Origin of the sequence: Streptomyces sp. NPDC020731 (assembly GCF_044334705.1) — a bacterium.
Lineage (GTDB): Bacteria > Actinomycetota > Actinomycetes > Streptomycetales > Streptomycetaceae > Streptomyces.
In genome coordinates this window covers 147,178-161,844 of record NZ_JBIRTN010000011.1, presented here as the reverse complement: position 1 = coordinate 161,844, position 14,667 = coordinate 147,178, and the positions used below count along the sequence as shown (strand labels likewise).

General features: G+C 73.6%; 12 protein-coding genes and 1 riboswitch. Of the genes, 7 read left to right on the top strand and 5 right to left on the bottom strand.

Annotated features, from left to right (window positions below; translation table 11 throughout):
- The first annotated feature begins 148 nt into the window (after positions 1 to 148).
- Complete coding sequence (locus ACH4VX_RS19060) at positions 149 to 5,122, top strand: DNA repair ATPase (RefSeq protein ID WP_398368556.1); 4,974 nt, start codon at positions 149 to 151, stop codon at positions 5,120 to 5,122.
- A gap of 54 nt (positions 5,123 to 5,176) precedes the next feature.
- On the opposite strand, the gene ACH4VX_RS19055 is transcribed toward ACH4VX_RS19060, so the two are convergent.
- The 4 genes from ACH4VX_RS19055 to ACH4VX_RS19040 are packed head-to-tail and all read right to left on the bottom strand — an operon-like array spanning position 5,177 to position 7,868.
- On the bottom strand, positions 5,177 to 6,040 hold the full coding sequence (locus ACH4VX_RS19055) for an energy-coupling factor ABC transporter ATP-binding protein (protein WP_398368555.1): 864 nt from the start codon (positions 6,038 to 6,040) through the stop codon (positions 5,177 to 5,179).
- Positions 6,037 to 6,786, bottom strand: coding sequence for a cobalt ECF transporter T component CbiQ (gene cbiQ, locus ACH4VX_RS19050; RefSeq protein ID WP_398368554.1), 750 nt, complete (start codon positions 6,784 to 6,786; stop codon positions 6,037 to 6,039). Before cbiQ ends, ACH4VX_RS19055 begins: the two co-directional genes overlap by 4 nt.
- Positions 6,787 to 6,792: 6 nt before the next feature.
- Positions 6,793 to 7,161: an energy-coupling factor ABC transporter substrate-binding protein gene (locus ACH4VX_RS19045; protein ID WP_398368553.1), complete on the bottom strand. Its 369-nt coding sequence runs from the start codon at positions 7,159 to 7,161 to the stop codon at positions 6,793 to 6,795.
- Positions 7,158 to 7,868: an energy-coupling factor ABC transporter permease gene (locus tag ACH4VX_RS19040; protein WP_398368552.1), complete on the bottom strand. Its 711-nt coding sequence runs from the start codon at positions 7,866 to 7,868 to the stop codon at positions 7,158 to 7,160. Before ACH4VX_RS19040 ends, ACH4VX_RS19045 begins: the two co-directional genes overlap by 4 nt.
- Before the next feature lie 29 nt (positions 7,869 to 7,897).
- Positions 7,898 to 8,081: riboswitch (cobalamin riboswitch) on the bottom strand.
- Between the two features lie 208 nt (positions 8,082 to 8,289).
- On the opposite strand from ACH4VX_RS19040, the gene ACH4VX_RS19035 reads away from it, so the two are divergent.
- Genes ACH4VX_RS19035 through ACH4VX_RS19010 form a run of 6 tightly spaced genes read left to right on the top strand, consistent with a single transcriptional unit; the run spans position 8,290 to position 13,775 of the window.
- Positions 8,290 to 9,879 carry an ABC transporter substrate-binding protein gene (locus ACH4VX_RS19035; RefSeq protein WP_398368551.1) on the top strand — a complete coding sequence of 530 codons (1,590 nt, stop codon included), beginning with the start codon at positions 8,290 to 8,292 and terminating at the stop codon, positions 9,877 to 9,879.
- A 20-nt stretch (positions 9,880 to 9,899) separates the two neighbouring features.
- Positions 9,900 to 10,868 carry an ABC transporter permease gene (locus tag ACH4VX_RS19030; RefSeq protein ID WP_398368643.1) on the top strand — a complete coding sequence of 323 codons (969 nt, stop codon included), beginning with the start codon at positions 9,900 to 9,902 and terminating at the stop codon, positions 10,866 to 10,868.
- Between the two features lie 5 nt (positions 10,869 to 10,873).
- Positions 10,874 to 11,758, top strand: coding sequence for an ABC transporter permease (locus ACH4VX_RS19025; protein ID WP_398368550.1), 885 nt, complete (start codon positions 10,874 to 10,876; stop codon positions 11,756 to 11,758).
- Positions 11,755 to 12,732: an ABC transporter ATP-binding protein gene (locus ACH4VX_RS19020; RefSeq protein WP_398368549.1), complete on the top strand. Its 978-nt coding sequence runs from the start codon at positions 11,755 to 11,757 to the stop codon at positions 12,730 to 12,732. Before ACH4VX_RS19025 ends, ACH4VX_RS19020 begins: the two co-directional genes overlap by 4 nt.
- Positions 12,725 to 13,432 (top strand): ABC transporter ATP-binding protein, encoded by a 708-nt coding sequence (locus tag ACH4VX_RS19015; protein ID WP_398368548.1) that lies wholly within the window; start codon positions 12,725 to 12,727, stop codon positions 13,430 to 13,432. The genes ACH4VX_RS19020 and ACH4VX_RS19015 overlap by 8 nt, the downstream gene beginning before the upstream one ends.
- A 10-nt stretch (positions 13,433 to 13,442) precedes the next feature.
- A complete protein-coding gene (locus ACH4VX_RS19010) occupies positions 13,443 to 13,775 on the top strand; it encodes a hypothetical protein (protein WP_398368547.1) in 333 nt (110 codons plus the stop codon).
- 55 nt (positions 13,776 to 13,830) lie between these two features.
- On the opposite strand, the gene ACH4VX_RS19005 is transcribed toward ACH4VX_RS19010, so the two are convergent.
- The gene (locus ACH4VX_RS19005) at positions 13,831 to 14,562 is read right to left on the bottom strand and encodes an SAM-dependent methyltransferase (protein WP_398368546.1); all 732 of its coding nucleotides are present in this window, start codon (positions 14,560 to 14,562) and stop codon (positions 13,831 to 13,833) included.
- Positions 14,563 to 14,667 lie beyond the last annotated feature (105 nt).

Below are 14,667 nucleotides of genomic sequence, written 5' to 3'. Positions count from 1 at the left end.
GGTAAGTGATCGACAACGCGGGTGTGGGGGGCCTCTCGCACCCACCGCGGGCCACTCCCACCGGCCCCCCCCGGGCCCCCCCCCCCCCGGGGGGGGCGCCCCCCCCCGGGGGCGGGGGGCCCCCGACCGCACCTTTCGAGAGGCAGCCATGACCACCGGCACCCACGAGCCCACCGCCCCGCCCCGGAACGAGACCCCCGACGGGGACGACCGCCGCACCGCGGCTCCCCCGGCGGTCGACGGCGGCGCCTACCAGGTGCTGCGCGACCGCCTCGCCGACCGGGCCGGAGAACTCGCCCGCCGCGCCGAGGCGCTGAACCACCGCCGCGCCGAGGAGTTCGGCGCCCCCGAACTGCGCCTCACCGGCACCGAGCGGCTGCGTACCGACCGCACCGCCGTGCCCCGCGACATCGTCGCCGTCGGCGACGTCCTGCTCTTCGGCTACGACACCCGGCCCCGTCCGGAGGCCGACGCCACGGTCGGCGACGTCCTCGCCCCGCACGACCGCGACCTGAACCGCCTCCCCGACGACGCCGTCCCCGGACTCCTCGACGACCCCGATTTCGTCCGCGAGTTCGCCGCCCTGCACCGCTACTACCGCCAGGCGCGCCTGCTGCGGCTGCGCCGCCTCGACGGCAGGCTGCTCGCCGTGTTCCAGACCGGTGAGAAGGCCGGTGACATCCGCGTCCTGCGCTGGACGATCCCGGACGACGGCCGGTCGGCGGTCTTCCTGGACGCGCGCGGCGACCGCGACCACGCCCTCGTCCCGCCCGCCGACATCGACTGGACGCCCACCACCCGCGAGGACCACGTCCTCGGCCGTCACCCGCACGTCTCCGTCCGGGGCGAGGTCTTCGTCGACACCCTCGGCGGCACCCTCACCGTCAAGACCGAGAACGACACCGCCACCCCGGACGGCATCCACAGCGAACCGGTCGACGAGCCCCTGCAGTCCCTCGCCGACGCCGAGATCGCCCACGCCCGCGTCGGCCCCCTGATCCTGCTGCGGATCCTCCCCTACAAGGAGACCGCGCACCGCCACCTGGTCTTCAACACCCTCACCCGGTCCGTCGTCCGCCTCGACGGCATCGGACAGGGCCCCCGCCGGCTCCCCGACGACCAGGGCATCGTCTTCCCCGGCGGCTACTGCCTCGCCGCCGGCCCCCACAAGACGTACGAACTCGACACGGACGGCATGGAGTTCGCCCACGAGGTGCGCTCGCCGCACGGCGAGGACGTGCTGTACGTCTTCCACGCGCCCGGACGCGGACGCGCGCTGCTGCTGTCGTACAACCTCATCCGTGAGGCGGTCGCCACCCCGATGGCCTGCCACGGCTGGGCGCTGTTCGACGACGGACTCCTCGCCGTGCTGCGCCCCGACGGCGACGAACCCGCCCGCGTCCATCCCGTGCAGCTGTGGCACTCGCCCTACGTCTCCGACACCCACGCCGCCGGCCGGCCCGTCGGCGAGGGCCCGCTGGCCCGGGTCGGCAACGCCGACCTCGTACGCGGCATCTCCGACTGCCTGTCCCTGGCCCGCTCCGTCGCCGAGACCACCCCCACCACCGAGGTGTACACGGCCCTGGTGGCCGCCTGTGTGCGCGTCCTGGACACCCACCACTGGCTGGGCGACGGCGAACTGGGCGATCTGCGCACGCCGTTGGAGCAGATGCGCGCCACCTCCGACCAGGTGCTGGCCGAGTTCGAGACCGTACGCGACCTCACGCGCCGGGCCGCCGTCGCGCTCGACGAGGCGGCGGACCGGATCGCCTCGGTGGTGCGCCGGCTGCGCGGCGAGCAGCCCCGCGAGGCCGCCGCCTGGGTCACCGGACTGACCGGACTCCGCCACGCCCAGGGCCATCTGCTGACCCTGAAGGACATGCGGTACGCGGACCACGCCCGCATCGACGCACTGGCCGCCGACGCCGAGACCGACCTCGCCTCCTTCGGGCAGCGCGCGATCGCCTTCCTGGCCCGTGAGGACGCCTTCGCCGCCCATCACGCGGACGTCGAACGCCTGGTCGCCGAAGCCGAGTCGGTCACCACCACCGCCGAGGCCGCCCCGGTCGCCGGCCGCCTGGACGAACTCGCCGACGGGCTGGGCACGGTGACCGAGGTGGTCGCCGGGCTCGACATCACCGACGCCACCGTCCGCACGGCCGTCCTGGAGCGGGTCGCCGAGGCGATGGGCGGCGTCAACCGCGCCCGCGCCACCCTCGACGCCCGCCGCCGGTCCCTCCTCGACCGTGAGGTGCGCGCCGGTTTCGCCGCCGAACTCGCCCTGCTCGGCCAGACGGTCACCGGCGCCCTCGCGGCGGCGGACACCCCGGAGACCTGTGACGAACAACTGACGCGAGTACTCGCTCAGTTGGAGACCCTGGAATCGCGTTTCGCCGAGTTCGACGACGTCCTCGGCGAGCTCGCCGACCGGCGCGCCGAACTCTACGAGGCGTTCTCCGCCCGCAAGCAGAGCCTCTCCGACGCCCGTGCCCGCCGCACCGAACAGCTCGCGTCCGCCGCCGAGCGCATACTGGAGACGGTCACCCGGCGCTCCGCCGCGCTCCCCGACGCCGACGCGGTGAGCACCTACTTCGCCTCCGACCCGCTCGTCACCAAGGTCCGCCGCACCGCCGACGAGCTGCGCGAACTGGGCGACCGCGTCCGGGCCGAGGAACTCGACGGCCGACTGCGCTCCGCCCGGCAGGAGGCCGCCCGCGCCCTGCGCGACCGCACCGACCTCTACGCGGACGGCGGACGCGCCATCCGCCTGGGCGGCCACCGGTTCGCCGTCTCCACCCAGCCCCTCGACCTCACCGTCGTCCCGCACGGCGACGGTCTCGCGCTCGCCCTCACCGGCACCGACTACCGCGTCCCCGTCACCGACCCCGCCCTCCTCGCCGACCGCCCGCTGTGGAACCGGCACCTGCCCTCCGAGTCGCCCGGGGTCTACCGCGCCGAACACCTCGCCGCCCGTCTGCTGCACGAGCACGGGCCGGACGCCCTGACCGGCGCCGGCGACCTCGCCGCCCTGGTCCGCCGGGCCGCCGAGGAGGCGTACGACGAGGGGTACGAGCGGGGCGTCCACGACCACGACGCCACCGCGATCCTCACCGCCGTCCTGCCCCTGTACGACGGCGCGGGCCTGCTGCGCCACGAGCCCGCCGCCCGGGCCCACACCCTGCTGTACTGGGCGCACGGCACCACGGCCCAGGAGCGCACCGACCTCACCCGCCGCGCCCGCTCCCTGGCCCGGGTCCGCGACGCCTTCGGCCCGCCACCCGCCCTCGACGCGCTACGGACGGAACTCGCCGGGGCCGTACGGAACCGGGACGACGCCGTCCCCGTCCGCCCGGAGGCCTGCGCCGCGTACCTCTTCGACGAACTGACCACAGGGCCCGAGGGCTTCGTCATCAGCTCCCGCACCCGCACGCTCCTCGACACGTTCCGCCGCGAGGTCGCGACCGAGGCCTATGACGACGACCTCCCCGCCCTCGCCGATCTCACCGCCCGCCGCCAGCTGGTCGAGGCCTGGCTGACCGCGTACGCCGCGACCACCGGCGAGCAGCTGACCCCCGGCGACCTCGCCGAGGCCGTGGCCGCCGAACTCTGCCCGGACACGCCCCGCCACACCTCGGACGCACCCCTGACCGTCACCGTGGACGGCCTGCTCGGCACCCACCCCCGGATCACCGACCGCCGCCTCACCCTCCGCCTGGACGAATTCCTCGCCCGCACCGAGGAGTTCAGGGAGCGTGACGTACCCGCCTTCCGTGCCTTCCAGCGCCGCCGCACCGCCCTGGTGACCGCCGAGCGCACCCGGCTGCGCCTGGACGACCACCGGCCGCGCGTGATGTCGTCGTTCGTCCGCAACCGCCTGGTCGACGAGGTCTACCTCCCGCTGGTCGGCGACAGCCTCGCCAAACAGCTCGGCACCACGGGCGAGTCCGGCCGCACCGGCACCGGCGGTCTGCTGCTGCTCGTCTCCCCGCCCGGCTACGGCAAGACGACCCTCATGGAGTACGTCGCCGACCGCCTCGGCCTGGTGCTGGTGAGGATCAGCGGCCCCGCGCTCGGCCACGCGGTCACCTCGCTCGACCCGGCCGAGGCACCGAACGCCACCGCCCGCCAGGAGATCGAGAAGATCAACTTCGCGCTGGCCGCCGGCAACAACACCCTCCTGTACCTCGACGACATCCAGCACACCTCGCCGGAACTGCTGCAGAAGTTCATCCCGTTGTGCGACGCCACACGCCGGATGGAGGGCGTGTGGGAGGGCGAGCCGCGCACCTACGACCTGCGCGGGAAGCGGTTCGCCGTCTGCATGGCCGGCAACCCCTACACCGAGTCCGGCGAGGCCTTCCGGGTCCCGGACATGCTGGCCAACCGCGCCGACGTGTGGAACCTCGGCGACGTCCTCACGGGCAAGGAGGACGTCTTCGCGCTCAGCTTCGTGGAGAACGCGCTCACCGCCAACCCGGTGCTCGCCCCGCTCGCGGCCCGCGACCGCGCCGACCTGGCCCTCCTGATCCGCCTCGCCGAGAACGACCCCACCGCCCGCGCCGACCGCCTCACCCACCCCTACGCCCCCACCGAACTGGAGCGCGTCCTGGCGGTGTTGCGCCACCTGCTCACCGCCCGCCGCACCGTCCTCGCCGTCAACGCGGCCTACATCGCCTCCGCCGCCCAGTCCGACGACGCCCGCACCGAGCCGCCGTTCCGCCTCCAGGGCTCCTACCGCAACATGAACAAGATCGCCCAGCGGATCCAGCCCGTCATGGACGCCGCCGAGCTGGCCGCCGTCGTCGACGACCACTACACGGCCGAGGCCCAGACCCTCACCACCGGCGCCGAGGCGAACCTCCTCAAGCTCGCCGAACTGCGCGGCACGCTCACCCCCGCCCGGTCGGCCCGCTGGGCCGAGGTGAAGTCCGCCCACGTCCGCACCCTCGCCCCGGGTGGCCCCGACGAGGACGCCCTGGCCCGCGCGGTCGCCGCCCTGGCCCTCCTCGGCGACCGCATCGCCGCCGTCGAGTCGGCCATCACCCGCGCGGCGGACCCGCGCCGGCCGATGGCCGGCCCGGGGTCCCGGCACGCGGCGCTCCAGCCCCCGGAGGGCACCTGAGATGCCGCCCGTGCCCGGGTGATCGGGCCGGTGGGGGGGCGGCCCGATCACCCCTCACGGGACGTGCGTGTCGCCGCCGGTGACGGACGTGGCCACCAGGGCCGCCAGTTCCTCCGGGGAACGCGGGCCGGCGGCCGGACCGGTCAGCAGACCCTGGGCCCGGAGCAGTCGCCCGACCGCCACCCCCCACGGCAGCCGCAGCCCCGCCCCCGCGAGGAGGTCCGTGCGGGCCAGCATCTCGGCCGCCGGGCCGGTGTGGACGCCGGACGGGGTGAGCAGGGCCGCGTCGTCGGCCCAGCGCAGGGCCAGGTCCACGTCGTGGGTCGCCATGACGACCGTCGTGCCGCCCGCGCGCAGCCCGTCGAGGGTGGCGAGCAGGCGTTCCTGGCCGTCGGGGTCCAGGCCCGCCGTCGGCTCGTCCAGGATCAGCACGCGGGGCCGCATGGCGACCGCGCCCGCGATCGCCGTCCGCTTGCGCTGCCCGTAGGACAGCAGATGCGTCGGACGGTCGGCGAGGGCGGTGATGTCCAGCGCGGCCAGCGCCTCCGCCACCCGGGCGCGCACCTCCGCGTCGGGCAGGCCGAGGTTCAGCGGCCCGAACGACACGTCCTGGCCGACGGACGCGGCGAACAACTGGTCGTCGGGGTCCTGCACCACCAGTTGCACGGTGGTCCGCAGCGCCGTCAGCCCTTTCCGGTCATACCGCACCGCCCGCCCCTCGACGATCAACTCACCTCCGCCCGGCCGCAGTCCACCGCTCAGCAGCCGCATCAGCGTCGTCTTCCCGCTGCCGTTGCGCCCCAGCAGCGCCAGCGCGCGCCCCTCGCGCACCTCGAAGTCCAGACCGCTGAGCACGGGCGGGCCGTCCTCGTACGCGAACGACGCGCCCCGCAGGGCCACCAGGACGGACTCGCTCACGACAGGGACCTTTCCAGTACGAGGGTGAGGGCGGCCAGCGCCACCAGGAGTGCCACGCTCGCGACCGTGAAGGGGACGGAGACACGGGCCTCGGGCACCAGCACGCGCAGGGTGCCGTCGTAGCCGCGTCCGGCGAGCCCGGTCTGCAGCCGCGCCGCCCGGTCGAAGGACCGGACGAACGCGGTCGCGCCGAGCCCGCCGAGGGACCGCCAGGTCGCCGCGCGGGTGGTGTGCCCGAGCCGGGCCGCCTGCGCCTCCCGGATGCGGCGCACCGAGTCCAGCAGCAGGAAGCTCATCCGGTACGTCACCAGCGCCACGTCCACGAGCGGGGCCGGCACGCCGGCCCGCACCAGGCGCGGCAGCAGATCGGACATCGGGGTGGTGAAGGCGAACAGCAGCACGCCCAGCGAGGCCGCCGACGTGCGCAGCATCAACTCCCCGGCGCGCAGCGGCCCGTCCCCGGCCCAGGACACGAACCCGCCCGGCCCGCCCACCTGCACCAGCAGCGTCAGCGCCCCGGTGACGCAGAAGCCCAGCGGCACCCGGTAGGCCCGCCACAGCCGCCGGCCCGGCACCCCCGCCGGACCGAGCAGCACCGCGAGCGCCGTCACCAGCACCAGGGCAGCGCCCGGCCAGGGCGGCAGCGAGATCGCCAGCACGGTGAGCCCCAGCCCCAGCACGGCCTTGTCCACGGGGTGACGGCGGCGCCAGCGGCTGCTGTGCGCCGCCGCGTCGATCGGCAGCACGTGCCGTCAGACCCGTCGTCGTTCGGAAACGGCTTCGGTCTCCGCGTCCACCTCGGCCCGCAGCCGTTCCAGCGCCCGCGCCTCCCCCTGCCGTCGCCCGCGCCGCACCCCGAAGTAGTACGCGAGGACGCCCGCGCCGAGTGCCGCCTGGAGGGCGAACAGAGCCGACTCGATCTCGCCGGACGGCGGTTCGTACAGCGGCGAGAACCACGGCTCGTAGTCCGGGTCGATCTCGGTGATCGCGGTCTCCGCCTCGGCGTCCGCGCCCGCGAACGGCTCCTCCTTGTGGTCGCCGAGCCCGAACACCAGCGGGATCACGGCGAGCGCGGCCACGAGCACCAGCAACAGCGTGTTGATCTTCGCGTTACGGCTCATCGGGCCACCGCCTCCGTCGAGTCCGCCGGCTTGCGCCCGGCCGCCGACGTCACCAGCACCCCGAGCCGCGTCAGCTCGCCCTTGCTCGACTGCACCAGCATGCGCATCACCAGCACCGTCAGCAGTCCCTCGCTCACCGCGAGCGGGATCTGCGTCACGGCGAAGATGGAGCCGAACTTGCCCAGCGCGCCCAGGAACCCGCTGCCCGGGTCGGGGAAGGCGAGCGCCAGCTGCACGCTCGTCACGCAGTACGTCGACAGGTCGGCGACGAACGCGCCGAAGAACACCGCCACCATCAGCGGCACGTCGTAGCGGCGCAGCAGCTTGTAGATCCCGTACCCGGCCCACGGCCCGACGACGGCCATCGAGAAGACGTTGGCGCCCAGTGTGGTCAGCCCGCCGTGGGCCAGCAGCAGCGCCTGGAACAGCAGGGTGATGGTGCCCAGCACCGCCATGACCGGCGGCCGGAACAGGATCGCGCCGAGCCCCGTGCCGGTGGGGTGGGAGCAACTCCCCGTGACCGACGGCAGTTTCAGCGCGGACAGGACGAACGTGAACGCTCCCGACGCGCCCATCAGCAGTGTGCTCTCGGGATGTTCCCTGACTTCACGGATGAGCGACCGGGCTCCGTGGACGACGAACGGCGCCGACGCGACGCCCCAGGCGACCGCGTGCGCCGGAGGAAGAAAACCCTCGGCAATGTGCATGGCTCAGCAGACCCTCTCCAGCACCTCGTGGATGGTTGACGCGCCTTGGCCGGTCTCCTGGCTGACGGGTACCACCGCCCGTGCTCCGCCTTCCCGGGCCCCGAAGGACCCAGTGGCCGTCCGCGAGGACTGGAGCCGGACTTCCCGATCACAGTGGCGAGGGCCGCACCGGTATCGCACCGATTTCCCGTCACCAAGGCGTGGCGACAGTAGTGCCCGTTCCGGCCCGCTGACAAGCGGCCGCCGGGGGCGCGCGGACGGCGCCCGGCGGCTCGTACCCCGGCGCACACCTGCGCACTTGACACGAGCGGCCCTGCCCAGGGGGCGGGGGAGTGGGGGACCGCCGTCCTGGGCAGTGTCTTCCTGCAATTAATATGCAACAACCATTTTCAGGCAACATGGCACCATGGAGTGAGGCTCGATGACGACCCGACGAATACGAGGGGCCGCCGCCGCGGTCGCGATGGCCGGTGCGGTCGCCGCCTGCTCGGCGCCGGGCGACGGTGCCGCGGACGGCGGGGCGTCCGCCGACTCCGTCGTGATCGGGGTCCCCTCCGAACCGGACACCCTCAGCCCCCTGCTCGGCTACGGCAAGGACGGCAACTCCAAGATCTTCGACGGGCTCCTCGCCCGGGACGCCGGCCTCGAACTGAAGCCCGCGCTGGCGAAGGCCCTTCCCGAGGTCACTGACGACGGCCGCACCTACACGTACACCCTGCGCGACGGCGTGAAGTTCAGCGACGGCGAGCCGCTGACCGCCGACGACGTGGTCTTCACGTACGAAACCGTGCTGGACGACAGGACCAACAACACCGCCAAGAGCGAACTGGACGCCGTCAAGGAGGTCAGGGCCGACGGCGACGACAAGGTCGTCTTCACCCTCGACTACCCCTACGCGGCCTTCGCCGCCCGCACGGTGCTGCCCATCGTCCCCGAGCACATCGCGGGCGGACAGGACCCCAACACCGGTTCCTTCAACACGAAGCCGGTCGGCACCGGACCGTACGTCCTCACCGGCTGGAGCAAGGGTGAAAAGCTCACCTTCGAGGCCAATCCGGACTACTGGGGCGGCACCCCGAAGGTGAAAAAGCTCACCATGGCGATCATCGCCGACGACGACGTCCGCGCCACCCGGCTGCGCTCCGGCGACCTCGACGGCGCGACCCTCCCGCCCAACCTCGCCGCCACGTTCAAGAACGACGACGGCAGGAGGACGTACCGGGCGACGTCGTACGACTTCCGTGCCGTCACCCTCCCCACCGGCGACCCGGTCACCGGCGACACCGCGATCCGCCTCGCCCTGGACCTCGCCGTGGACCGCGAGGCCATGGTCGACAAGATCCTCGACGGCGCCGGCCGCCCCGCCTACGGTCCGCTGCCCCTCGACGACCCCTGGTACGCCAAGGGCATCGACCGCCCCCAGGACCTCGACGAGGCCAAGGACATCCTCGACGAGGCCGGCTGGAGGACCGGCGAGGACGGCACCCGCGCCAAGGACGGCCGCGCCGCCCGCTTCACCCTCTACTACCCCTCCGGCGACAAGGTCCGCCAGGACCACGCCCTCGCCTACGCCTCCGACGCCAAGAAGGCCGGCATCGACGTCAGGGTCGAGAGCGCCACCTGGGAGGTCATCGAGCCCCGGATGAAGCACGACGCCGTCCTCGCAGGCTTCGGCAGCACCGGCGACCCCGACTTCGGCCTCTACACGCTCCTGCACTCCTCCCTCGCCGGCGACGGCTTCAACAACATGGCCCTGTACGACAACCCGGCCGTCGACGAGGCCCTCGACACCGGCCGCCGCAGTCAGGACCCCGAGGACCGCAAGGCCGCCTACGACACCCTCCAGCGCGAACTGGTGAAGAACCCCGGCTACACCTTCCTCACCCACATCGACCACATGTACGTCCTCGCCGACCGCTGGAAGGACCTCACCACCCAGGTCGAACCCCACGAGCACGGCTTCGCCAGCGGTCCCTGGTGGAACGTCGAGGAATGGCAGCCCGACGCATGACCACCCTCCCCTGGGGAGAGATGACCCGGCTCACGGCACGGCGGGCCCTGTTCGCCGTGCCCGTGCTGCTGGTCGTCACCTTCGGCGTGTTCGCCGTCGCCGCCGCCTCCCCCTTCGACCCCGTCAAGGCGTACGCCGGCACCGCCGCGCTCGGCGCCGACCAGGAGACCCTGGACCGGCTGCGGGAGAACCTCGGCGTGGACCGGCCGTTCACCGCCCGCTGGTGGGACTGGCTGACCTCCGCCCTCGGCGGCGACTTCGGCCAGTCCACCGTCATGCGCCAGCCCGTGGCCGAGGTGATCGGCGAACGCCTCGTCTGGTCGGCCCTGTTGTGCGCCGTCGCGTTCGCCGTCGCCGTCCTGCTCGGCACCGTCCTCGGCGTCCTCGCCGCCCGCCGCCCCGGCTCCCTCCTCGACCGTACGGTCACCTCCCTCGCGTACACCCTGGAGGCCGCCCCGGTCTTCTGGATCGCCCTGCTCGCCGTCTGGCTGTTCGCCCTCGACCTGGACGTCCTCCCGGCCGGCGGCCTCACCGACACCGGCAGCGACCGGGTCACCTTCGGCCAGGTCACCAGCCACCTGATCCTGCCCGCCGGTGTCCTCGCCGTCTCCCAGCTGCCCTGGTTCACGCTCTACGTCCGTCAGGGCGTCGGCGACGCCCTCGCGGAGGACCCCGTGCGCGGCGCCAGGGCCCGCGGTCTGAGCGAACGCACCGTCCTGCTCGGCCACGCCCTGCGCTCCGGACTGCTGCCCGTGCTCACCCTGATCGGCTCCCGCGTCCCCGAACTCATCACCGGTGCCCTGCTGGTGGAGACCGTGTTCAGCTGGCCGGGCATCGCCGCGGCCACCGTGGAGGCGGCCACCTCCGTCGACTTCCCGCTGCTGGCCGCGCTGACCACCCTCGCCACCGCCGCCGTTCTCGCCGGAAACCTCCTCGCCGACCTGCTCTACGGGCTGATCGACCCGAGGGTGAAGCTGAATGAGATGTGACCCCCATGGCTGACACCACCGCTGTGAAGGAGACGGTGTGGCGCGCGCACGGCACCGCCCGCCGCTCCACCCACACCCTGCGCCTGCGCGTCTCCGCGACCCTGGTCGCCGTGACGGCCCTCGCGGTGCTCCTCGTACCGCCGCTGGTCCAGCTCGACCAGCAGGCCGTCGACCTCGCCGCCAAACTCCTGCCGCCCTCTTGGTCCCACCCCTTCGGCACCGACGACGTGGGCCGTGACCTGCTGCTGCGCTGCGTCTACGGCCTGCGGGTGTCGTTGCTGGTGGGTCTGGTGGCCGCCTTCACCGCCACGGTGATCGGCACCGCCGTCGGCGCCACCGCCGGCGCGCTCGGCGGCTGGGTCGACCGCGCGGTCATGCGCCTGGTCGACACCTTCTCCTCCGTACCGCACCTGCTGCTCGGCGTCTTCATCGTCGCCATGTTCCGGCCGGGCGTCTGGCCGGTGGTGATCTCCGTCGGCCTCACCCACTGGCTGTCCACCGCCCGTATCGTCCGCGCCGAGGTCCTCTCGCTGCGCTCCCGTCCCTACATCGACGCGGCCGTCTCCGGTGGCGCCTCCCGGTGGCGGGTCGTCGTGCGGCACCTGCTGCCCGGCGTACTGCCCCAGGCCGGCCTCGCCGCCGTCCTGATGGTGCCGCACGCCATGTGGCACGAGTCGGCCCTGTCCTTCCTCGGACTCGGCCTGCCCGCCCACACGGCCAGCCTCGGCACCCTCATCCAGGGCGCCCGCGGCTCCCTGCTCGCCGGACAGTGGTGGCCGACCCTCTTCCCCGGCCTGTTCCTGATCATCCCCACGCTCGCCATCGCCGGCCTCGCCGGTGTCTGGCGGGAGCGGATCAACCCCCGCCGCCGATCGGAGCTGACGCTGTGACCGAGCGATCCCCCGTGCTGTCGGTGCGCGGCCTCTCCGTACGCTTCCTGCTGCCGGGCGGCCGTCGGATCGCCGCCGTCACCGACGCCCACTTCGACGTGGCGCCCGGCGAATGCCTCGCCCTGATCGGCGAGAGCGGCTGCGGCAAGTCCGTCCTCGCCTCCGCCCTCCTCGGCCTGCTCCCCGCCAACGCCCAGACCGCCGGCGGCGCGCTGCTCGGCGAACTGGACCTGCTCACCGCCGACGAACGCACCCTCGCCCGCACGGTACGGGGCCGCAGGATCGGCCTCATCCCGCAGAGTCCCGCCGCCCACCTCACCCCCGTACGCACCATCCGCTCCCAGATGGAGGAGACGGTCGCCCAGCTCACCGGCGTCCGGGGCCGCGCGGCCCTGCGTGCCGCCGCCGAACAGGCGGCCAAGCGTGCCGAGTTCCCGCCGGACCACCTCGACCGGTACCCCCACGAACTCTCCGGCGGCCTCGCCCAGCGCGCCGCCACCGCCCTCGCCCTGATCGGTGACGCACCCCTGCTGCTGGCCGACGAACCCACCACAGGACTGGACCGCGACCTCGTGGAGCGCACCGCCGACGAACTGCGCCGCCACGTCGACGCCGACGGCGACCGGGCCCTGCTGATGATCACCCACGACCTGGCGGCGGCGGAACGCATCGCCGACCGGGTGGCGGTCATGTACGCGGGCCGCATCGTCGAACTCATCGACGCGACCGCCTTCTTCGGCGCCCCCGGACCCCGCCACCCCTACAGCCGGGGCCTCCTGGACGCCCTCCCCGAGCGGGCCTTCACCCCGATCCCCGGCATGCCCCCCGAACTCGGCGACCTCCCCGGCGGCTGCGCCTTCGCCGCCCGCTGCGACCGCGCCACGGACACCTGCACGGCCCTCCCGCCCTTCACCGGGTCGATCGCCTGCCACCACCCGGCCCCGGCACCCGCCCCGGAGGACATCCGTGCTTGAACTGCGCGCCATCAGCGCGGGCTACGACCGCCGCGCCCCCGTCGTACGGAACGCGACCCTCAGGGTCTCCCCCGGCGAGTCCGTCGGCCTGCTCGGCCCCAGCGGCTGCGGCAAGTCCACCCTGGCGAGGGTCGCCGCCCTGCTGCACCGCCCGGACGCCGGGGAAGTCGTCCTCGACGGCACCCCCGTACACCGCTGGCGCCACCGTGCCCCGCGCGAACTGCGCACCGCCGTCGGCGTCGTCTTCCAGCAGCCCCGCCTCGCCGCCGACCCCCGCCTGCGCCTCACCGACCTGATCGCGGAACCCCTGCGCGCCACGGGCCGCCGCTCGTCCGTCCCCGACCGGGTGGCCGAACTCGCCGAAACCGTCGGCCTGACTCCCGACCTGCTCACCCGCCGCCCCCACGAGGTCAGCGACGGCCAGCTCCAGCGTGCCTGCCTCGCCCGCGCGCTGGTCCTGCGCCCCCGCTGGCTGATCTGCGACGAGATGACGGCCATGCTGGACGCGTCGACCACGGCCGCACTGGTCGGGGTCGTCGAGGCCTACCGCACCTCGACAGGCGCGGGCCTGCTGGCCGTGGGCCACGACCGGACCCTCCTGAACCGCTGGTGCGACCGCACCGCCCACTGGGACACGGTCGCCGGGCACTCGTGTGGGGGGCCTGGCGCCGGGTACCTGGCAGGAAAGGCCGAATCATGAGGTGAGAGCGATGCTCGTGTTGCTGCTCCTGCTGGTGCTGGCCACCGCCGCCTTCACAGCCGTCGTCGTCGTGGAGAACTTCTCCGGGGGACCCGAGTACACGGTGGAAGTGTTCGGCAACCAGATCGCGACGCTCGGCGCGCCGGGGCTCTTCCTCTCCGGTGTGGCTCTGGCGCTGATCTTCTGTCTGGGACTCGCCGCGCTCGCCGGCGGACTGAAACGGCGGCGGCACCACAAACACCCGGCCCGTGTGTCCGAGCCCGTGGCGGCCACGGGGGAGGAGCGGGAGACACGGCGGGCGCAACCCCCCGCTCACGGCCACCGGCGCATCTTCGGACACTGACGGACACCCGGCCTCCTGGCCGGGTGTCCGGGTGGTCCGTGCTGTCGTCCCTCGCTCAGGACGGGCGCAGCACCAGGCAGACGAAGCCGAAGACGTCCCGGTAGACGCGCAGCCAGTCGTCGCGATGGGTGGTGGCTGTCGTCAGCGCCTGTGAGCTGCCCGGGTCGTCGGGGTGGTCCAGGGCCCAGGAGGCCAGGGACCCCGTCCACGCCCATTCGTAGGCGTCGAGCTCCTGGCGTGTGCTGATGTGACCGTGGACGGGTGTCCATCCGTCGGCGACGACCCGGTCCATCGTGGCCGGCAGGTCATTGAGTTCGCCGAGCATCTCGACGGCGTCGGGAGAAGGCTCCTGTGCCCAGAACCCGTCACCGACCAGGACGCGTCCGCCGGGAGCCAGGTGCTTGCGGGCCGCCGCGAGGGTGGCGGGCAGACCGCCGAAGGCATGCGTGGCCCCGACACTGATCACCAGGTCGAACGCGTGGGAGGCGGGGAAGCCGGCGGCGTCCTCGTGATGGAGCACGAGGCGTTCCTGAACCCCGCGCACGCGCGCCGCCTCCCGGGCATGCTTCAGCGAGCCCTCGGAGATGTCGACGCCCTCGGCCCGCAGCCCCGGATGCGCGGCCAGGGCGCGCAGCAGCCACTCCCCGCCGCCGCAGCCGAGGTCGAGCACCCGCGCCCCGTCGTGCGGGACGGCATGTTCCAGCAGCCGCCGTACCGAGTCGTCGTCGAGCGGGGCCGCGATCGGGTGATCCGCGTGGGCGAGCCGGGAGATCTGTTCACGACGCATCGCCGGAGCCTGACACGGGCGGAGCCGGCACGCACCCGCTTTTCCGCCGGAGCGGCGGCGCACGGGGCGTACCGCCCGTCATCCGGCGTTCGGAGTCCGGCAGGG